The organism is Bacillus cereus, from assembly GCF_002564555.1.
Lineage (GTDB): Bacteria > Bacillota > Bacilli > Bacillales > Bacillaceae_G > Bacillus_A > Bacillus_A cereus_K.
Window position 1 is genome coordinate 23351 of sequence record NZ_NUVD01000014.1, and the last position, 21097, is coordinate 44447.

The window sequence follows — 21097 nt, forward strand, 5'->3', positions numbered from 1 at the left end:
AATAAACACTAAATGGTATTTTACCGCTCTTTGAAGCTCGTTGCAAGTCTTCAGACATAGCCTTCTCTCTGTACAGCGCTACTTATTATTTATATTTTCTCCTTCAAAAGCTCCCACCATTCATAGTAAAAATTTCTTCCTTTCATGGAAATCTACCATATTTTTAAAAGCTTTGTATAAAAGCCTTTTTTTTTGCCCATTATAAAAATAGGAAGTTCATAAAAAGAAAGGGAGTTGAATCTATGAAAGTAAGACAAGATGCTTGGACAGACGAGGATGATTTATTATTAGCTGAGACGGTACTTCGTCATGTTCGAGAAGGAAGTACACAATTAAATGCATTTGAAGAAGTAGGAGATCAGTTAAATCGAACATCGGCTGCTTGTGGCTTCCGATGGAACGCTGTCGTTCGCTATAGCTACGAACAAGCTCTTCAACTAGCAAAAAAACATCGTAAAGATAAAATGCGTGCTGCAAGCGGCGAACAAGCAAAGAAACGTTTACTTTATACGCCACCTGCTTCAGAAGCGATAACGGATTATGAAGATTTTGTTTCACATGAAGCAACTGTACAATATAAAGAAGCTCTTCCGTATCAAGAAGCTCTTCCATATCAAGAACCAATTGTTCCTACTGCAAAAACGTCTATAACAATGCAAGATGTTATTTACTTTTTACAAACTGTTGGATCTTCGAATATAAAGGTAACCGCTCTTGAAAACGAGAATACGAGATTAAAACAAGAAATGAAAGCACAAATCCTTCGAAATGAAGAGCTAGAAAAGAAACTAGAAAAATTAGAAAAGCAATCTAATACTGTACAAGAAGATTACGAAACACTTATGAACATTATGAACCGAGCTCGTAAATTAGCAGTAATGGATGATGAAGAACGTTCCCAAACATCGTTCCGAATGGATCGAAACGGTAATTTAGAAAAAATCGCAGAATAAAAAGGATGCGTGCACGCATCCTTTTTATTATTTCACTTCAACCATATGAACTTCTTCTACGTTAGAACCTTTCTTTATATCTGGGAAAATTTCTTTCTTTGGATTCTCTTTAAAGGCTGCTAATCCAATTGTTTTTACCGGTTCATTTATCTTTGCATATTCTGTATCACTAACCACTGCATACATATCTGTATATTTACGCGCATCACCAATTACCACGTTACCTTCATACTTCATTTTCTTCCCATCAATTACTACATCTTTTTGTTCCTCTTTGGCAAATACGATTCCAACTTCATCAGAAATAGACGGCAATTCTTTAATCGGTTCTACATCTTCTTTCACTACTTTTTTCAGCATTTTTTCTTTTACCATCTTGTCGGCTGTTGTTTTATTCATAATTAAAACCTTTTTCTCATTAACAGTACCTAGTTTTGCTTCAAATTTATTTTGAGATTCAATTTTATCTTTATATTGATCCATTGTTTTTTGAACGCCTGTTTCATCTCCGTACATAACAACACCCTTTGCTTGTGGTGCAACCATATCCATAATAGAACAGCCACTAAATACAGCAGCTGACATAATCGCGACTAGTTTAACCAATTCACTTTCCTTACAACAACCTTACAATTCGGTAAGGTTTCCTCCTAAAAACTACTTTCGTTATTTTTTGTTATAATAGAGATTGTCATTTTAAAGATAAGGGGTTAGTTATATGAGCAATTCCCGTTCGATTTTATCTCAGCCGGAGTGGCGTATTGTAGATCAGTCTAGTTTAGGACCGACATTCCATGCACTTCAGTCGTTCGCAATGGACGACACATTATGCACAAGCATTGGAAAGGGCGAATCAGCTGCAACAATGCGCTCTTGGGTCCATCACAATACAGTTGTTCTTGGCATTCAAGATTCACGCCTACCACATTTAGAAGAAGGTATTTCCTTTTTGAAAGAAAACAACTTCAATGTTATCGTTCGTAATTCAGGTGGACTTGCGGTCGTATTAGATGAAGGTGTTTTAAATGTATCGCTTTTATTCCAAGAAACAGAGAAAGGTATCGATATTGATCTTGGATACGATACGATGTGGCATTTAATTAAGGAAATGTTAAAAGATTACGATGTTACTATTGAGGCAAAAGAAATTGTTGGTTCTTACTGTCCTGGTAGCTACGATTTAAGTATTCGCGATCAAAAATTCGCTGGTATTTCACAGCGCCGTATTCGCGGTGGCGTTGCTGTACAAATTTACTTATGCGCTACAGAAAGTGGATCTGAACGTGCTGCACTTGTTCGTGATTTCTACAACTTAGCAATCCAAGGAGAAGAAACACGCTTTACGTACCCTGAAATTGTGCCAAGTACGATGGCTTCGCTCTCTGAATTACTTGGCGAAACAATTACAGTACAAGATTTAATGATGCGTCTTTTAAAAACACTGCAACAATTCGCTCCAAAGTTAACACCATCCCAATTAACAGTAGATGAAATTCCTTTATATGAGACGAATTTACAACGTATTATTGATCGTAACAATAAAGCGCTTGGCTTAGAAAAATAAAAAGACCACCTTGTTCCGTTATACACGAAACAAGGTGGTCTTTTTTTTTATCAATTCGTTATAGAATTAAAGTGCTTGAGCTGCTGTAATTAAAGCTAACTTGTACACTTCTTCTTCGTTACATCCACGAGATAGGTCATTTACAGGCATATTTAAGCCTTGTAAGATTGGTCCTACTGCTTCGAAGTTACCTAAGCGTTGAGCAATTTTGTAACCGATATTACCAGCTTCTAAGCTTGGGAATACGAATACGTTAGCATCACCTTTAATTGTAGAACCTGGAGCTTTTTTCTCAGCTACAGATGGTACGAATGCAGCATCGAATTGGAATTCTCCATCTAAAGTTAACTCTGGAGCCATTTCTTTTGCAATGCGAGTTGCTTCTACAACTTTTTCTGTTTCTGGAGATTTCGCAGAACCTTTTGTAGAGAAGCTTAACATAGCAACGCGTGGGTCAATACCGAATAATTCAGCAGTTTTCGCACTTTCGATACCGATTTCAGCTAAATCTTGGCTGTTTGGTGCAATGTTAATTGCGCAATCAGCGAATACATATTTCTCTTCTTCACGTACCATGATGAATACGCCAGAAGTTTTTGTAACGCCTGGTTTTGTTTTAATAATTTGAAGTGCTGGACGAACTGTGTCAGCTGTAGAGTGAGCTGCACCACTTACTAAACCGTGTGCTTTGCCCATGTATACAAGCATTGTACCGAAGTAGTTTTCGTCTTTAAGGATTTTGCGAGCGTCTTCTTCTGTTGCTTTACCTTTACGGCGTTCAACGAAAGATGCTACCATTGCATCCATTTCTTCATATGTAGCTGGGTCATAAATATCAACGCCTGCTAATGTTAAATTCATGCTAGCAGCTTTTGCGCTAATTTCTTCTTTATTACCAACTAAGATTGGTTTTACTAACTCTTCTTTTGCTAAACGCTCTGCAGCGCCTAAAATTCTTTCATCAGTTCCTTCAGGAAGCACGATAGAAATATCTTTCCCTTGAACTTTTTCTTTTACTGTTGTAAATAAATTGCTCACGAATAAACCCTCCTACAAATGTTAAAAAACTCTATCTTTAAGAATACTGCTTTTCCTCTATATTTTAAACTTATAGCCCCCAAAAAATAGATAAAATAAAAATGATTATATTTTCATAAAATTCAGCCGAGAAATAAAGCCTACTTAAGCCTTATTTTCTCCCGTTTTCCGATAAATAGAAATGTGACAATTTTATGTGCCGAAACTTTATATAGATGATTTTAAACCTATATATGCTATAGTTAACGTGTAAAATATCATTAACTGAGGTGAATAGAATGAGTGAAGCAACAACAACGTTAGATGGCTGGTATTGTTTACATGATTTACGTTCTATTGATTGGGCTGCATGGAAAACATTATCTAGCGACGAACGCGGACAAGCAGTGTCTGAATTTTTAAATGTCGTTGAAAAATGGAACGAAGTAGCTACTGCGAAAAAAGGCAGTCATGCAATGTATACAGTTGTTGGTCAAAAAGCTGATATTATGCTGATGATTTTACGTCCAACAATGGAAGAGTTAAATGAAATTGAGACAGAATTAAATAAAACAACATTAGCTGAATATATGATTCCTGCATATTCTTACGTATCTGTTGTTGAACTAAGCAACTACCTTCCAGCTGATGAGGATCCATACCAAAATCCACAAATTTTAGCTCGCTTATATCCTGAATTGCCGAAAGCAAATCATATTTGCTTCTATCCAATGGACAAGCGTCGCCAAGGTGATGACAACTGGTACATGCTTCCTATGGAAGAGCGTAAAAAAATGATGTACAGTCACAGCAAGATTGGTCGCCAATACGCAGGTAAAGTACGCCAAGTTATTTCAGGATCTGTTGGATTCGACGATTTCGAGTGGGGCGTAACATTATTCGCTGACGATGTTCTTCAATTTAAAAAACTTATATATGAAATGCGCTTCGATGAAGTAAGTGCTCGTTATGGTGAATTTGGAACATTCTTTGTTGGAAATATTTTACCAAACGAAAAAGTAGAGACATTTTTACACATATAATAGTGAAAAAGGAACGAAATTCGTTCCTTTTTTTATTATCTCCTATATTTCCCCTCAAAAAACTTCTTTTCTCTGCAAATCTGAACAAAAATCGACAAATTATTTTCAAATTTCTTGTAAAATTGTAACCTTTTTATATGAAAAGTTATGCTAAAATGGTACGAGCTATATGCTAATAACGATGCGAAGGTGATAATGTATATGAAGAAAATCTTGTCTATTTTACTATTGTTTCTATTGTCATTTTCTTCCTTAGGAGTAACAACATCCCATGCGGAAGAAAAAATACACATAGAAGCAGCTGCTGCACTTCTATTTGATGCAGATACAGGAAAAGTACTGCATGAGCAAAATCCAGACGAATTACTAGCTATCGCTAGTATGTCAAAATTAATTATTGTGTACGCTGTTTTAGAAGCGATTAAAGAAGGGAAAATTACTTGGGATACGAAAGTAAATATTTCTGATTACGCTTATGAAGTCTCTCGTAATAATGAATTCTCTAACGTACCATTTGAAAAGGGACGTCAATATACTGTAAGAGAATTATACCATTCTATCGTTATCTTCTCTGCGAATGGATCTAGTATTGCTTTAGCAGAACTTCTTGCTGGAAGCGAGAAAAACTTCTTAAATCTTGCAAATGAACATGCAAAAAAACTAGGGTTAAAGAAATATAAATTTGTAAACGCTACTGGGTTAAATAACGCTGATTTAAAAGGGAAACATCCTGAAGGAACTGATCCGAATGGAGAAAACTCTATGTCAGCTCGCGATATGGGTATTCTTTCAAAAGAAATTATTACAAAGTATCCAGAAATGCTAGAGGATACAAAACAAAGATTTAGAAACTTCCCAGATAATCATCCGAAACCAATTCGTATGGAAAACTGGAACTGGATGTTACCAAGTGCTGCTTTCGCTTATGAAGGAACAGATGGTTTGAAAACAGGAAGTTCAGATACAGCTGGATACGGATTTACTATTACTGCAAAGCGCGGTGATTTACGCCTTATCTCAGTTATTATTAAAACAAAATCAATGGACGAGCGCTTCACCGAATCTCGTGCATTAATTGAATACGGGTTTAATAACTTTGAAAAACAAAAGTTAAAAGTTGATAAAAACAACACAATCTCTGTAGTACAAGGTAAAGAAGATCACGTAACTGTTGCACCTGAAAAAGAAATAACAGTAATTACGAAAAAAGGTAGTAAACCACCTTACAAAATTTCTACTGAAGCAGATAAATCACTTGCCGAAGACGGTCATTTAGTTGCTCCAATTAAAAAAGATGCAAAAGTAGGTTCAATCGTTTTAGAATCGACTGATAAATATGGGTTCTTAGACGGAAATAAAAGTATGAAAGTTACTGCAAAAACGACTGAAGAAGTAGAAAAAGCAAACTGGTTCGTGTTAACAATGCGTTCAATTGGTGATTTCTTCTCAAACTTATGGTCCAAAATATTTTAATGATAAAAAGCTAGCCCACGCTAGCTTTTTTTATTTTCCTCTCTCAATGTAAAACTTCGTTTGGTTGTCATATCCGAGTCTTTTTTCTCATACGTATGAACTAGTAATTGTTCCACACTTCATCTAGAAATAAACCTCTTTCTACAGTGCATTCCAAAAAGAGAGGTGACACATAATGGGTGTTATTGCGTATAACGAAGAAGATGTTAAGTTATTAGCTAGACTGATGCGTGCTGAAGCCGAAGGAGAAGGCCAACAAGGGATGTTAATGGTCGGAAACGTTGGGGTAAATCGTGTCCGCGGAAATTGTTTAGATTTTAAAAAAATACGTAATTTACGTCAAATGGTTTATCAAAATCCTGGTGGTTTTGAAGCAACGCAAAAAGGGTATTTTTATCAACGAGCAAGAGAACAAGATATCGCATTGGCAAGACGAACCATTCAAGGACAACGTTTTTGGCCTGCCAACTTTTCCTTATGGTTTTTTAGGCCTGAAGGCCCTTGCCCACCAACTTGGTATGACCAGCAAAATTCTGGTCGCTTTAAAAAGCACTGCTTCTTCCAACCATCTGGTGAGGATTGTCCTGGCGTATATTAAGGAATGAAAATGAGGAGGGATTTTTGAATGGCACAGCAACAAAACCCATACTACGGAACAGGTTTTTATCAACCATCTGGAACTTATGTGCAACCGCAACAAATGACTCCTGGGCAACAACAACAGCAACAAGCAATGCAACAACAAGTTTCTCAGGCTCAGCTTGCAGTTTCTCAAGGGATGTTACCACTAGAGCAATCGTATATTGAAAACATCCTTCGTTTAAACAAGGGTAAGCCAGCTACAGTTGTAATGACTTATGAACGTGGTAGTTCGCTTGGTACACAATCTTATACAGGGATCATCGAGGCAGCTGGCCGTGATCATATCGTTATTAGTGAACCGAAATCTGGAAAACGCTATTTACTACTAATGATTTACTTAGATTATGTAGAATTCCCAGGAGAAATTGCGTATTTACCTAGTCAACAAGCAACTTATGCTCCAAGACCATAAAAAAAAGCTGGCTCATGCCAGCTTTTGTTTTTTATAACCCTTTTACAACTGCAGTTCCTACTAGAATCCAAGCCACAATAAATGCTACCCCACCAAGAGGAGTAATTGGGCCAAAGAACTTAATACCTGTCGTACTTAATGCATACAAACTACCTGAGAACATAATAATCCCAGCTACCATTAGCCAACCAGCAGTAGTTAAAAGTGATGATTGAATCTTATCCATCAATAAAGCAACTACGAATAGTCCACCTGCATGAAACATTTGATATGTAACGCCTGTTTTCCAAACTTCTAACATTTTTGCAGAAATTTTATTTTCTAAACCGTGTGCTCCAAATGCCCCTAACGCAACAGATAGCCCCGCTGCAATACAACCTAGTAAAAAGAAAATTTTCATCTTAATTCCCCTTTTTTACTTTTATCATAAGCAATTTTTTCATATAAGCCAAACGATTTTGCTTTTAAAAATCCAATAAAGAGTTACCGTTTGCATCTTCTTCTTTTATATATACTGGCTCTCCAGAAACCGGCATAACCGGTTGCACTGTTGTCATAGGCTGTGATCCGATTATTTGTGACTGAACTTGTGGTTCTCTATACGTATGCGGCTCAGCTTGCTCTTCTAATAATAAATCACATAAAGCACGCACAACTAATACATGTTCTTTTGATTTTTGACCGTCACTACTTTTTGCCTTTGCAATTTCATTCGCCATTTTATTTAAAATCTTTTCACTCGATATATGCATTCCTTGTCACCTCTTACTTTGTAGTTCTTTCTCAAATTGCCCCAGTTTCTCTACTGAACCAAATACTATTATCATATCACGTTCTTGCAGTTTTTCCTGCCCAGTTGGATTATGAATAATATTTCCATTCCTTAAAATAGCCAAAATTGTTACATCAAACTGATTTCTCACATCACTCTCTAATAATGATTTATCGACTAATATAGAATCTTTGCCAACTAAAATTTCTTCAATGACAAATGACTGTTCTACTCCATATAGCACTGTATCAATATAATTAACTGTTAATGGATTCGCAATACCTTTTGCAATATGAATTCCCGCCATACTAGATGGATTAATAACCTTATTTGCACCAGCACGCCTTAATTTTTCTTCAGTTTCTGGCTTTTCAGCCCTCGCCACGATTTTAATTGCATCGTTTAATCCTCTTGCTGTCAATGTAATAAATACATTTTCGGCATCATTCGCTACAATAGCGACTAGACCAGCCGCCTTTGAGATTCCAGCATGATGTAAAACTTGATCTTCCGTTGCATCTCCATGTACATATAAAAGCTTTTCCTGTTCGAATATACTTTCATCTTTATCCACAACTACAAATGGAATTTTCTTCTCCTGTAATTCATGTACGACTTGAAGCCCAACTCTACCGCAACCACATACTATAATATGATTTTGTAACTGTGCTATTTGTTTATCCATCTTCTTCCTCCGCATTGCATGAAATAAATTCCCTTCAACAATCATTGCTGCTACTACCCCTATTGCGTACGTCACAATCCCTACACCCACAGGTATGATGAGAAGCGCAAAAACTTTCCCTGCGTGTGTTAATGGGACTGCATCACCATATCCAACAGTTAATACAGTAATCATTGTCATCCAAAATGCTTGAAAAAAACTAATCTCTTCAATTGTCATAAATCCAAGTGTTCCTAGAATTACAACAGAAGTCATACATATAACTGCTATCCATAATTGCTTACGTGCATTCATATTATGTTTCAACTCTTTTCTCTATCTACAATCTTTGCCAGTGGAAATAAAATACGTATATACTAGAAACGGAATCTATGAAAGAGGTTGATATAATGAAGATATTTCTTTCCGCCTTACAATGGGCACTATTTATTTTAGCTGGAAGTCTTATTGTGCCAATTAGTGTTGCAACTAGTTACGGCCTTAATGGTGCTGAAGCTATCGCATTTGTGCAAAGAACCTTATTTGTTCTTGGCTTTGCCGGTCTATTGCAAGCCATATTGGGGCATAAACTCCCTATTCAAGAAGGTCCCGCAGGCCTTTGGTGGGGAATTTTCTCCCTTTATGCAAGTTTAGGTGTCGTATTATTTGGATCAAGCACTGAAACGCTTAAAGTCCTCGGATACGCCTTCCTATTAAGCGGTATTATTTGTATTATTCTTAGCGTTTTTGGACTTATTGATAAACTCGTTCGCTATTTTACACCAACAGTCACTGGAACGTATTTATTTCTTCTTGTCGCACAACTGAGTGGCTCCTTCTTAAAAGGAATGTTTGGACTTGATGGACAACATACAGAAGTACAAGCTGACGTATTTATTCTTTCACTTATTGTTATTTTACTATCCTTTTTCATCATGAAGCTACCTTTTATTGGACGATATTCTGTTCTTGTCAGCATCGTTTGCGGCTGGGTATTATTCGCGTGCTTCGGATTATCTAATCCAGTAACACCTGTGACGGACATAATCCGCCTTCCATCCCTATTTGTTTTTGGAATGCCTCGCGTTGAATGGAACATGGCAATTACAGTCGTTTTTGTCACATTACTGCTTCTGACAAACATGTTAGCAAGTATTCGCGTTGTACAAAAGGTTGTTTCTAAGTATGAAGAAAACGCTACTGAAAATCGCTTCAAGCAAGCTGGTATTATAACCGGAATCAACCAATTGCTAGGTGGTCTCTTTTCAGCTATTGGTCCTGTCGCAATTTCTGGATCAGCAGGATTTATTGCAACGACTAATATTTATAAACGCCTCCCGTTTATATTAGGATCAATCCTTATTATTTTAATTAGTATATTCCCAAAGATTACTTCATTCTTTGCAGCGATTCCTGTCGCAGTCGGGTATGCTGCTATTTACCCTGTATTCGCAAGCATGATCGGCCTTGCTTTTCGCGAATACGATACTGTCCAAAACAAAGAAAGACTCTTTAAAGTAGCAGGTCTTTCCATCTTTACAGGCGTTGGAGTTATGTTCATTCCAGCAGGTGCATTTTCTACGCTACCACCATTTCTAGCATCCTTTTTAAGTAACGGTCTCGTTCTTGGAGCTGTAATGGCTATTTTACTCGAAATACTATTTTCTCGTTCTAACGAAAAACAACTATCGTAAATTGGAAAACTTCCATTATTGCACTCTCCCTGTAGAGTTGTTACGATAAAATAAAGCTTTTACAAACAACCAAGGTCCCCACAAATAGCGGGACCTGCTTATGATAATTGATCTATTTCTTCTCAAAGAAATTCAATGTCTTACTATTATTCCTTAACATCTTCATCAACATGTATTTCTATTTAAATAAAGAAGGGAATTTTCAATATGACTTATAAAATGATTGTTTTAGATTTAGATGATACTTTATTACGTGATGACCATACTATTTCACCTCGTACGAAAGAAGCCTTAATGACAGCGCAAGAGCAAGGTGTTAAAGTTGTACTTGCTTCTGGACGTCCAACATTTGCAATGCGTGCAATCGCAAAAGAATTACATTTAGAGGAGTACGGCAGCTTTATTCTTTCATTTAACGGTGCAAAGATTATTAACTGTAAAACAAATGAAGAAATCTTTAGTAGTACACTGTCTCCTGAAATCGTTCACAACCTATTTGAAATTAGTAAAACTGAAGATGTATGGATTCATACTTATATTGGTGATGATATCGTAACCGAAGAAAATAATCCTTATACTGAAATTGAGGGCGATATTACTGGTATGCCAATCGTTGTAGTAGATAACTTTAAAGCTGCTGTTAAAGAGCCTGTAGTAAAAGTATTAATGAATAAAGAAGCCGAACGCCTTGTTGAAGTAGAAAAGAAACTACAAAAACAACTAGAAGGCCAATTAAGCGTTATGCGTTCTAAACCATTCTTCTTAGAATTTACTGAAGCCGGTGTTACAAAAGGAACGAGCTTAAACCAACTGATTCAAAAGCTTGGCATTAAGCGCGAAGAAGTTATCGCAATGGGTGATAGCTATAACGACCAAGCGATGATTGAATTTGCTGGCCTTGGCGTTGCAATGGGCAATGCACCAGATGATATTAAAGAAATTGCAAACTACGTAACAGATACAAATATGAACGATGGCGTTGCAAAAGTTGTAGAGAAATTTGTTTTAAAAACGGAAGTACTTGTTTAATATTTTCATTCATAAAACCTATTTGAAGTCAAACACTTCAAATAGGTTTTCATTTAAATTACGATGCTTTTGTGACTATATTTTGAACTTTGTACTATTCTCGTAGTGTAAACTTTCTTTTTGTATATAATGGAACAAAATAGACTATTTTATTTTGAAAAAGAATACAAATTTACTATAAACAAGCAGACGTTAAAGGAGGCTACTTCATGTTATCTACACCAATCGGACGACTGAGAGTAATCGGCTTAGTTGAGGGGATTTCTTTCCTATTACTATTATTTGTAGCAATGCCATTAAAATATTTCGCGGGATTTGCAACAGCTGTTAAAATTACAGGTATGGCTCACGGCGTTTTATTCATACTATTCATCTTTGCGGTAATTCAAGTAACAATCGTACACCGTAAATCAATTTTATGGGCAATTGGTGCACTTGCTGCATCAGTTATCCCATTCGGTACGTTTGTACTAGATGCAAAATTAAAAAATGAACAATAATAGTAAAAAGGTAGTTAACAATTGTTAGCTACCTTTTTTGCATTTATATATTCGGAATTTCCCAATCAATTTGTCTTTCACCCATATTAGCTAAAATCGTATTTACTTTAGAGTATGGCTTACTACCAAAGAAACCACGTCTTGCTGATAAGGGACTTGGGTGTACAGACTCGATAATATGATGATTCTTATTCGTAATGAGCTTCTTCTTCGCCTGTGCATGGCGTCCCCATAATATGAAAATAACTGGTTTTTCACGTTCATTTAACAGCTCAATCACGCGATCTGTGAAACGCTCCCATCCTTTTCCTTTATGAGAATTCGCTTCACCTTGTCGAACTGTTAATACAGTATTTAATAATAATACTCCTTGCTCCGCCCACTTTACTAAATAACCGTTATTCGGAATTTCATAACCATATTCATCTCGAAGTTCTTTATACATATTTAACAACGATGGTGGCGTTTTGACACCCGGTTGCACAGAAAAGCTTAATCCGTGTGCTTGATTCGGCCCATGATACGGGTCTTGTCCTAAAATAACAACCTTTGTATTTTCATAACTTGTATACTCTAGAGCATTAAATATGTCTTCTTTCTTTGGATAAATCACATGCGTCTCATACTCTTCTTTTAAAAAACCAACTAATGATTGATAATATTCTTTCTCAAATTCTGGTGCCAATAATGGTCCCCAATCATTCTTTAACACATTTTCCATGCCTTCACTTCCTGTTCAATTAATTCACCATATCCTGCTTTGTAAATACTACAAATGAAATGATAAGAGAAACGACTGCCCAAACCGTTAAATTCATTAAAGAAAATCCCATTGATAAACCTTGTAATGCAGGCAATTTCCCTGATAAATAATCTGTTAACGATAAGTTCACACTAAAAATATATTTTGCACCTTCCCAAGACGTTGCAAATGAACTTAAAATGCCACCTGCAATTAACGCGGCTAACATAACGCCCATACCAGCTGGTGTATTTCGAATTAAAACAGAAACCATAAATGATATAGTTCCGACAACGATAGCAACAAACCAAGCTAATCCGTACGCCATTAAAATGTATTGCCACTGCGGAATAAGGTGTACAAAGTTCGTATTTAACGTTTCCTTATCAATAACGAACCCCGTTAACACAGGTACGTTCCATCCCGAGTATCCAAATACAAGCCCCGATAATACGTAAGCAAATAAACCGACAAGGAGTAATATGAGAGAAATAAAAAATAACATCGTGACATATTTACTGAGAAGTATTTTCCATCGTCTTATCGGCCTTGTCAGCAACATCTTCATCGTCCCATCACTTCGTTCTCCTGAAACAATATCAATGGCGACAATCATTACGAGAAGCGGAATAAATAATGTAATTCCTTGTTCAATAAACGCTCTTACAAAAGTCGGTGCACCCGGTGCCATCGGATTAATATCATGATCCAAATAATATTGTTGCTGTTCCACCCTTACCTTTAACCAATCACGCCACTCTTCTGGCAATCTAGAATTGTTCAAGCGGTTCTGGGAATCAACAATCTGTTGCTGCAATGATACTTTCCAATCAGTCGTACCAAGCCTTTTTTGCGTTGTTTCTATTTCACGATACTGGGCGTATACAAAAAGCGGTATCAAAATTGCTAAAATAAGCATGACAACAAAAATGCGTTTCTTGCGATAGATCTTTTCTGATTCATTTAAAACTAGATTAGCAAATTCACGCATGCTGCTCACCCCTTGTGAGTTCAATAAATAAATCTTCTAGCGTAAACACAAGCTCCTTAACACTATGTACATCAATCCCATTTTCTACAAAGTGTTTATTCCAAACATTAATAGCTGCAATGTCCATGCGACATAATAACCGTTCACCTTCTACACTCACTTCTCTTACCTCTTCAGCAGCGTCTAGCATATCTTTCGCTTTAGAAATCGGTGTAACGACCCATTCTACACGATCACTGGCTGTTTTAATCAGCTCTTCAATCGGTGCAACTGTTATCATTTTCCCTTTATGAATAATAGCGACGCGGTTGCATATCATTTGTACTTCACTTAGCAAATGACTGGAAATAAACACACTCATATTTTCTTCTTTTACAAGCTTATGTATAAATTCCCTAAGTTCACGAATCCCAGCTGGATCTAAACCATTTGTTGGCTCATCTAATATGAGTAATTTAGGATTCCCAAGCAACGCTTGCGCAATTCCTAGGCGCTGCTTCATGCCAAGTGAGTACGTTTTTACCTTGTCGTGAATTCTTTCGTCCAAATGAACCATTTTTGAAATTTCAATAATACGTTCATCTGATATATTACCTAGCATACGGGCAAATTGCTTTAAATTTTCCCAGCCCGTTAAATATGTATACAGCTCCGGGTTTTCAACGATACTTCCAATTTGACGCATCGCTTCTCTGAAATTTTCCTTAATCGAATAACCACCGATAGAAATGGTACCCTCTGTCGCTTTAATCAATCCAACTAACATTCGAATCGTTGTCGTTTTTCCGGCCCCGTTTGGTCCTAAAAAGCCAAATACTTCTCCTTGCTTCACATCAAACGAAATATTCTCTACAAGTGTCTTCTTTCCAATTACCTTCTTCACGTCTCGTACAGAAAGTATCGTCGTCATTTTACCCCTCCTTGTTCTAGTTTTAATTTACTTGCAACATTTTGAACTAATCGTTCTGCCATATACGTATACCCTACTTCGTTCGGATGAAAATGATCGGAGTATAATAAATCTTTTCCACGGTTTTGGAATAAATCAAATGTCGGTGTAATATACACATTTTTATCGTTTAACGCTAATTTCTCTAAAGCTGCATTCCAGTCTACAACAATGTTTGAAGATCCTTTTAAATCTTCTACATCTTCAAAAGGATTGTACAAACCGAGCCAAAAAATAGGGCTATCCGGATTTAATTTACGAATTTCTTCTATAATTTTCTTCGCTTCATTTTGAAATGTTTCCTTATCAGGACGATACGTCTCTAAATCTATTTTCCCGAGCGATTCCCAACCTGGGAATAAATCATTTCCTCCAATTGTTAAAACGATTACATCTGCTTGCTTAATTGAATATTGAGCGCCACTACTCTCTATTTGTTTTAATAAATCGGGCATTTTCGCACCACTAACTGCTAAGTTTGTTAATGCAACTTTCTGCTTATACTCTTTTTGTAAGTCTTCTTTCATTCGTCCAATATAGCCGATGCCTTCTTTATCACCAACGCCACGCGTTAACGAATCGCCTAAACTAACGATTTGTAACGTTCCAGTTTTCTTTTTCTCTTTTGCCAATACATCAGTTTTCTTAACTAAATTTGAAGCTTTCGGATTTAATACATCATTTACACCTGAAACAAAGCCATATGCAAATAAACAAAAAGATGCAATTGTAATGAGTAGAATTACCTTTACCACTTTTGATCTCATATCAAAACCCCTTTTACCCCTCATAGATTGTCCATAATTATACCAAACGAAATTTTGAAAAGCGATTTTCACCCCTTCCCAATTATGTCGTTTCTCTATCTATTAACTCTGGTAATAACTCTACATGCTTCACATCTAATTTCTCTTCATTGATCTTTTCATATAATAATTCAAACGCTTTTATCCCGACATTTTTACTAGGATGCGAAAGCGTTGTTATACCTAATATATCTGCCACCTCTTGATCATCGCACCCTATAATCGTAATATCTTCTGGAATTCGAATTCCTTTTCTTTTCGCTTCCGTTACCATGCCCGCTGCAATATGGTTACAAGATACGAGGAACGCCGTCGGTTTTACAGACATACAAGCCCACTCCCTGACTACATTACGTCCATCTTCCACCGTAAAACAACCTTTGAACTTCCAGTTTTCTAACGGTTTTATAGTAATCTGTTGAAGCGAATCTTCATACGCTTTTTTTCGTCTTTGGCTATTAATACTATTACTTCTCCCAATACAATATCCAATACGTGTATGACCGGCATCAATTAAGCTTTTCATACCTCGTGAAAAAACTTTATAGTAATCAATGTGTACACTTGAAATGAATTTCGAATCTATTTCTTCACACATAACAATTGGACCAAACTTCGTATATTCTTCAAGCTTTTCCTTACTATTTGCCCGAGAACATATAATAACCCCATCAAGCTTTTTCATTTTTAACATATTCAAAATTTCTAGTTCTCTTTCCTCACTATAGTTCGTCTGACAAAGCATCATATTATAATTTCTCTTTGCGGTTTCCTTTGATATCCCCTCAATAATTGCGCTATAATATTGATCATTTACGTGCGGCAATAGAACGCCAATGACATTCGTTTTTCCTTTCACTAAATGAATCGCATTCACATTTTGTGTATAATTTAATTCCTCTATAATCGCTAAAATTTCTTTTCGTTTCTGTTCATTTACGTACGGATGATTATTCAGTACACGTGAAACAGTTGAAACAGATACCCCGGCGAGTTCAGCAATTTTTCTTATATTCGTCATCTCGTTCTCCCCTTCTCGCAAAAATTCTCACTTGACCTGGTAAGCTTTCCACAATATATCCTTTCCTAGCAAATACATTTTAGAAAGGATATACAACTATGCTTCGATTCAAATTAGAATATATTTTTTTCATCGGTGGTTTACTCATTCTCTCCATCGGTATTAATATGATGACAACAATTACTTCCTTTGGACTTAGCCCTTATGATTCCTTCTTTATTGCACTATATCAAAATTTCGGGATAAGTATTGGTTTTTGGATTTTCATGATTAATTTTGTATTTACGCTTATCGTACTCTTTTGGAATAAAAAACAAATTACTATCGGTACAATTGTAACGATGATTCTTATTTCTCTTTTTGTTGATTGGATTGGTTCCATTACAACCCTTATGGACGCCATCCGCTCTCTTCCAAAATATATAACACTTATTTGCGGAAATCTATTCGTCGGAGCTGGCATTGGTCTTTACGTCTCCACAAACCTTTGCGCAGCACCTCAGGAAGCTTTCGTTTTAACGGTTGCTGAGAAGAAAAAATGGACATTTAGAAAAACAGAAATTTCATTAGCTTTTTTATTTTTAACGTTAAGTTTCTTATTAGATGGTCCCATTTATTTTGGTACAATCATCTTGTCCTTTACAACTGGCTGGATTATTCAAGCATTTATTCAAATTGGCATGCAAATTTTAAACAAAAAAGAACCTATTANNTAATAGGTTCTTTTTTGTTTTATAATAAGAAATACTACTTAGCATCTCCTTCAATTCGGTAATTTGCTTTCACACAATCAATTTCTTCATACCCTTGCAATGTATGTAGAATATAATCGTAATCCGCAAGAGAAGCACGGTGCGTTACAATTACAATTTCTGCTTTCCCTTTCTCTTCAAGCGGCATTTGAATAATCTTTTCAAAACTAACGCCGCGTTCAGAGAATAAAGATGTAATCTTTGCAAACACACCAATTTCGTCTTTCACATGAAGTCTCAAAAACTTTTTCACAATAATTTCATCTGGCTCTTTTAATACTTTTTTATACTGCGGGGATACCGCACTATTTCCGTTTACACCTAATCTAATATTTTGCATTACAGCAACTAAATCCGAAACAACCGCTGTCGCTGTCGGTAAGCTACCTGCACCCGGTCCATAAAACATCGTTTCCCCTACCGCTTCACCATACACATAGACAGCATTATATTCATTTTGAACTGCCGCAAGAGGATGCGTATTTGGAAGTAAAGTCGGTTCAACTGTCACCTCTAATTTTTCACCATCTCGCTTTGCAAGACCAATTAATTTAATTGTATAGCCTAAGCTCTTACTATATTCAATATCTTCCTCTGTAATAGAAGTAATCCCTTTTACTTTCACATCTCCAAGCTCTACATTTGTAGAAAACCCGAGAGTAGCCAAAATCGTCATCTTTCTTGCCGCATCTAAACCTTCTACATCTGATGTTGGATCTGCTTCTGCAAATCCAAGCTGCTGGGCTTCTTTTAACACTTCGTTATATGCTCTCCCTTCGTCAGACATTTTCGTCAAAATAAAATTTGTCGTTCCATTTACAATTCCCATTACCTTTGTAATAAGATCTGAAGAAAGTCCTTCTACGATGCTTCGTAAAATCGGAATCCCTCCGGCCACACTTGCTTCATAAAACAGATCAGCCTTATTATCCTTTGCTACCGCTAAGAGTTCCGCTCCGTGTAACGCCATTAAATCTTTATTTGCAGTCACAACATGCTTTCCACTTTTTAAAGCTTGTAAAATGTATGATTTTGCATCATCAATGCCACCCATCACTTCGATGACAACATCAATATTTGGATTATCTAAAATTTCATTTGCATCTTGTGTTAATAGAGTAGAAGGCACCGCGACCTCTCTCTCTTTCTCAATATTTTGTACTAGTACTCTCGTTACTTTCACAGGACAACCTACTTGGTGTATAAGTCGTTCTTGATGATCTGTAATAATACGAACTACCCCACTACCAACTGTCCCAAGGCCTAATAATCCAACTTGAATTTCTTTCATAATACTGTCCACCCCTCAAAAATTGTGTTTAGATGAAATTATACGAGTAAAAAATCTGAAAAACAATGTATTTTGAACATTCCGAAAAATAAAGGGTAATCTTTACAAAGAAAACGTTGCCACGTGTTACACAATCATTATTTACAATACATAAGGGGTTTCTTGATACACGTAATAATTCAACCAATTAGAGAATAGTAAATTCCCATGACTCCTCCACCTAACAAGCGGCTTCTCATCTGGATTATTATATTTAAAATAATTTTTTGGCACATCAATATTTAACCCTTTTTGACAGTCCCGTTCATATTCTTGCTTTAACGTATCACAACTATATTCACTATGTCCGAGTGCGAAAACTTGCCTTCCTTCTTGCCCGATAACAAGATGAACACCCGCTTCTTCAGAATTAGCTAATAACGTTAATTCTTTCACTTTTTCAATATCGCTCTCTCGTACTTCTGTATGGCGAGAATGCGGAGCAAAAAATAACTCATCAAACCCTTGTAACAGTTTCACATGTTGCTCACGAACCTCATGTTCAAATACACCGAACATTTTTTCTGCAAGAGGATACTTCGGCACACCATAGTGATAATACAAACCTGCTTGTGCCCCCCAGCAAATATGAAGCGTAGACGTTACATTCGTTTTTGAATACTCCATAATACGTTTAAGCTCTTCCCAATAATCTACTTCTTCAAAAGAAAGTGTCTCCACTGGCGCCCCTGTAATAATGAGCCCATCAAATTTTTCATTTTCAATATCACGGAACGTTTTATAAAAGCTCGTTAAATGGTCCTGCGCTACATTACGGGACAGATGCGATTCCATATGAAGTAAATGAACATCTAGTTGCAACGGTGTATTCCCCATTAAACGAAGTAATTGTGCTTCTGTCTCTTGCTTTGTGGGCATTAAATTTAAAATAGCAATTTTCAAAGCACGTATATCTTGTGTTTCTGCTCGCTCCTTCGTCATTACAAAAATATTTTCTTCTTGCAGTACTTTGCGAGCTGGTAAATCTTTATCAATTATGATCGGCATGTTGTTTGCCTCCGACTAGCGCAGCTTCTAAATCCGCAATAATATCAGAAACATCTTCTATACCAACCGATAAACGAATTAAATCAGATGTCACACCAGCTAAACGCTGATCTTCTGCGCTTAATTGTCTGTGCGTCGTACTAGCAGGGTGTATAACACAAGTTCTCGCATCAGCTACATGCGTTACAAGCGTCGCTAGTTTCACATTTGTGATAAATTCTTTTGCTGCTTCTAATCCGCCCTTAATACCAAATGTTAAAACGCCACTAGCACCTTTCTTCAAATACTTTTGTGCTAACGAGTAATTTTCATTACTATCTAATCCCGGATAATTCACCCATTCAATACGATCATGATTAACAAGCCACTTAGCAACTGCAAGAGCATTTTCGCTATGACGCTCCATTCGTAAATGCAGTGTTTCTAAACCAATATTGCTAATATAGGCATTGAATGGGCTCATACAGTTTCCGTAGTCTCTTAATAACTGAACGCGCGCTTTCACAATATAAGCTGCCGCCCCAAAATTTTGTACATAACTTACGCCGTGATAACTTGGATCTGGTTCAACAAGCTCAGGATATTTTCCGTTTGTCCAATCAAAGTTTCCTCCATCAATAACAATGCCGCCTAATGAACTCGCATGGCCATCAATGTATTTCGTTGTGGAATGCACGATAATATTTGCCCCATGTTCGAACGCTTGGCATAAATAAGGCGTTGCTAATGTATTATCAACGATAAAAGGTACTTCTAATTCTTTTGCTGCAGCTGAAAGTTCTTTGAAATTCAAAACGTTCATCGCTGGATTTCCTAACGATTCTGCATAAACGAGTTTCGTCTTATCGTTAGCAAGTGCCGCAATTTCATCTGCCGTTAAATTTGGATTAAAGAACGTAACATCAATGCCAAGCTTACGTAAGCTTACTCCAAATAAATTAAACGTTCCCCCGTAAACAGTTGAAGAACAAAGTAAATGGTCTCCACTACTACAAATATTTAAAACTGCGAGCATAATAGCTGCTTGCCCAGAAGCCGTTGCAACAGCTCCTACACCGCCTTCTAAATCTGATAATTTTTGTTCAAATGCAGCTAGTGTGGGATTCCCAATACGTGTATAAATATAGCCCTCTGCCTCTAAGTTAAATAATGCTGCTAAATCATCCGACGTATCGTATTTATACGTTGTACTTTGATAAAGCGGTAGAACGCGTGGCTCACCATTCTTTGGCGTATAGCCACCTTGCACACAAATTGTTCCCTTTCCCCATGATTCTCCCATCTCTCATTCTCCTTTCTTTTCATGCAAAATAAAAAACTGCTTCTTTCCTAAATAAGAAAGAAGCAGTTTGAAAACACGCTCTAAAATCTCTTCCTTATCTCTCAGGACTATTACCTGCAGGATTTGGCACAATTCCGTTATTCGGCTGTTGCCAAGGTTTCATCGGGCCTGTCCCTCCACCTTTTCTTGATAAGACTATGCAATTACCGTTGATTTTATAGCAATAATTTCCTAATGTCAAATTGTTTTTCTGAATGTTCTAAAAGAATTGTCAACAATCTCATATAAAGCAACAAAAGAAGTATATTCCATATTTATTCAAAAAAGACCTTTTAAAAATTCCAATCACTATATAGAATTAAATAAGTGGTTTAACTTATAGGACCCAAGCTCTAATGAAATCCCAATATATATGTTGAATAAGCCAACCTCTCACAAAGATACTATATATAT

The 21097-nt window shown here is 36.5% G+C and carries 23 protein-coding genes and 1 riboswitch; of the genes, 10 read left to right on the top strand and 13 right to left on the bottom strand.

Annotated elements, in window-relative coordinates; translation table 11 throughout:
- Positions 1–242 precede the first annotated feature (242 nt).
- Positions 243–953, top strand: a complete 711-nt coding sequence (locus COI75_RS06320; protein WP_000868361.1) for an RsfA family transcriptional regulator — start codon at positions 243–245, stop codon at positions 951–953.
- A gap of 27 nt (positions 954–980) precedes the next feature.
- On the opposite strand, the gene COI75_RS06325 is transcribed toward COI75_RS06320, so the two are convergent.
- Entirely contained in the window at positions 981–1559 is a 579-nt protein-coding gene (locus tag COI75_RS06325) for a lipoprotein BA_5634 family protein (RefSeq protein WP_000240118.1), read from the bottom strand.
- A 112-nt stretch (positions 1560–1671) separates the two neighbouring features.
- On the opposite strand from COI75_RS06325, the gene COI75_RS06330 reads away from it, so the two are divergent.
- The gene (locus tag COI75_RS06330) at positions 1672–2517 is read left to right on the top strand and encodes a lipoate--protein ligase family protein (protein WP_000071934.1); all 846 of its coding nucleotides are present in this window, start codon (positions 1672–1674) and stop codon (positions 2515–2517) included.
- A 66-nt stretch (positions 2518–2583) separates the two neighbouring features.
- On the opposite strand, the gene pta is transcribed toward COI75_RS06330, so the two are convergent.
- Positions 2584–3555 carry a phosphate acetyltransferase gene (gene pta, locus COI75_RS06335; RefSeq protein ID WP_000067211.1) on the bottom strand — a complete coding sequence of 324 codons (972 nt, stop codon included), beginning with the start codon at positions 3553–3555 and terminating at the stop codon, positions 2584–2586.
- 278 nt (positions 3556–3833) lie between these two features.
- Here pta and hemQ point away from each other — a divergent pair, with 278 nt between their 5' ends.
- From hemQ to gerQ, 4 genes are all read left to right on the top strand, one after another.
- Positions 3834–4577: a hydrogen peroxide-dependent heme synthase gene (gene hemQ / locus COI75_RS06340; protein WP_001287593.1), complete on the top strand. Its 744-nt coding sequence runs from the start codon at positions 3834–3836 to the stop codon at positions 4575–4577.
- 195 nt (positions 4578–4772) lie between these two features.
- Positions 4773–6050: a serine hydrolase gene (locus COI75_RS06345; RefSeq protein WP_002095089.1), complete on the top strand. Its 1278-nt coding sequence runs from the start codon at positions 4773–4775 to the stop codon at positions 6048–6050.
- Between the two features lie 175 nt (positions 6051–6225).
- Positions 6226–6648, top strand: a complete 423-nt coding sequence (cwlJ, locus tag COI75_RS06350; RefSeq protein WP_000538162.1) for a cell wall hydrolase CwlJ — start codon at positions 6226–6228, stop codon at positions 6646–6648.
- 27 nt (positions 6649–6675) lie between these two features.
- On the top strand, positions 6676–7104 hold the full coding sequence (gerQ, locus tag COI75_RS06355; RefSeq protein ID WP_000068642.1) for a spore coat protein GerQ: 429 nt from the start codon (positions 6676–6678) through the stop codon (positions 7102–7104).
- Between the two features lie 31 nt (positions 7105–7135).
- Here gerQ and COI75_RS06360 read toward each other — a convergent pair whose 3' ends face one another.
- From COI75_RS06360 to COI75_RS06370, 3 genes are all read right to left on the bottom strand, one after another.
- A complete protein-coding gene (locus COI75_RS06360) occupies positions 7136–7504 on the bottom strand; it encodes a DUF423 domain-containing protein (RefSeq protein WP_000688311.1) in 369 nt (122 codons plus the stop codon).
- 64 nt (positions 7505–7568) lie between these two features.
- Complete coding sequence (locus tag COI75_RS06365) at positions 7569–7856, bottom strand: YwdI family protein (protein WP_000548257.1); 288 nt, start codon at positions 7854–7856, stop codon at positions 7569–7571.
- A 6-nt stretch (positions 7857–7862) separates the two neighbouring features.
- Positions 7863–8855, bottom strand: a complete 993-nt coding sequence (locus COI75_RS06370) for a potassium channel family protein (protein ID WP_000994009.1) — start codon at positions 8853–8855, stop codon at positions 7863–7865.
- A gap of 95 nt (positions 8856–8950) precedes the next feature.
- Between COI75_RS06370 and COI75_RS06375 the strand changes: the two genes are divergently transcribed.
- The 3 genes from COI75_RS06375 to COI75_RS06385 all read left to right on the top strand — a co-directional run bounded on the left by COI75_RS06375 (position 8951) and on the right by COI75_RS06385 (position 11763).
- Positions 8951–10234 carry a purine/pyrimidine permease gene (locus tag COI75_RS06375; protein ID WP_000688896.1) on the top strand — a complete coding sequence of 428 codons (1284 nt, stop codon included), beginning with the start codon at positions 8951–8953 and terminating at the stop codon, positions 10232–10234.
- 207 nt (positions 10235–10441) lie between these two features.
- Entirely contained in the window at positions 10442–11263 is an 822-nt protein-coding gene (locus COI75_RS06380) for a Cof-type HAD-IIB family hydrolase (protein WP_000221369.1), read from the top strand.
- Between the two features lie 209 nt (positions 11264–11472).
- Positions 11473–11763 carry a DUF3817 domain-containing protein gene (locus tag COI75_RS06385; protein ID WP_000953397.1) on the top strand — a complete coding sequence of 97 codons (291 nt, stop codon included), beginning with the start codon at positions 11473–11475 and terminating at the stop codon, positions 11761–11763.
- Positions 11764–11806: 43 nt separating this feature from the next.
- Here the strand turns inward: COI75_RS06385 and COI75_RS06390 are convergent, their stop codons facing one another.
- The 5 genes from COI75_RS06390 to COI75_RS06410 are packed head-to-tail and all read right to left on the bottom strand — an operon-like array spanning position 11807 to position 16272.
- A complete protein-coding gene (locus COI75_RS06390) occupies positions 11807–12484 on the bottom strand; it encodes a uracil-DNA glycosylase (protein ID WP_000432528.1) in 678 nt (225 codons plus the stop codon).
- Positions 12485–12503: 19 nt separating this feature from the next.
- Positions 12504–13496 (bottom strand): ABC transporter permease subunit, encoded by a 993-nt coding sequence (locus COI75_RS06395; protein ID WP_001206486.1) that lies wholly within the window; start codon positions 13494–13496, stop codon positions 12504–12506.
- Positions 13489–14406: an ABC transporter ATP-binding protein gene (locus tag COI75_RS06400; RefSeq protein ID WP_000207751.1), complete on the bottom strand. Its 918-nt coding sequence runs from the start codon at positions 14404–14406 to the stop codon at positions 13489–13491. Before COI75_RS06400 ends, COI75_RS06395 begins: the two co-directional genes overlap by 8 nt.
- Positions 14403–15284 (bottom strand): SGNH/GDSL hydrolase family protein, encoded by an 882-nt coding sequence (locus COI75_RS06405; protein ID WP_141530715.1) that lies wholly within the window; start codon positions 15282–15284, stop codon positions 14403–14405. The genes COI75_RS06400 and COI75_RS06405 overlap by 4 nt, the downstream gene beginning before the upstream one ends.
- A gap of 10 nt (positions 15285–15294) precedes the next feature.
- On the bottom strand, positions 15295–16272 hold the full coding sequence (locus tag COI75_RS06410; RefSeq protein ID WP_000181993.1) for a LacI family DNA-binding transcriptional regulator: 978 nt from the start codon (positions 16270–16272) through the stop codon (positions 15295–15297).
- A gap of 98 nt (positions 16273–16370) precedes the next feature.
- Between COI75_RS06410 and COI75_RS06415 the strand changes: the two genes are divergently transcribed.
- Positions 16371–16988, top strand: a complete 618-nt coding sequence (locus COI75_RS06415) for a YczE/YyaS/YitT family protein (RefSeq protein ID WP_097807580.1) — start codon at positions 16371–16373, stop codon at positions 16986–16988.
- Positions 16989–17019: 31 nt separating this feature from the next.
- Here the strand turns inward: COI75_RS06415 and COI75_RS06420 are convergent, their stop codons facing one another.
- From COI75_RS06420 to COI75_RS06430, 3 genes are all read right to left on the bottom strand, one after another.
- Positions 17020–18315, bottom strand: a complete 1296-nt coding sequence (locus tag COI75_RS06420) for a homoserine dehydrogenase (protein WP_000659118.1) — start codon at positions 18313–18315, stop codon at positions 17020–17022.
- Positions 18316–18456: 141 nt separating this feature from the next.
- A complete protein-coding gene (gene metA / locus COI75_RS06425) occupies positions 18457–19362 on the bottom strand; it encodes a homoserine O-acetyltransferase MetA (RefSeq protein WP_001121525.1) in 906 nt (301 codons plus the stop codon).
- Positions 19346–20644: a bifunctional O-acetylhomoserine aminocarboxypropyltransferase/cysteine synthase gene (locus COI75_RS06430; protein WP_000504776.1), complete on the bottom strand. Its 1299-nt coding sequence runs from the start codon at positions 20642–20644 to the stop codon at positions 19346–19348. Before COI75_RS06430 ends, metA begins: the two co-directional genes overlap by 17 nt.
- Before the next feature lie 91 nt (positions 20645–20735).
- A riboswitch (SAM riboswitch) is annotated at positions 20736–20840 on the bottom strand.
- Positions 20841–21097 lie beyond the last annotated feature (257 nt).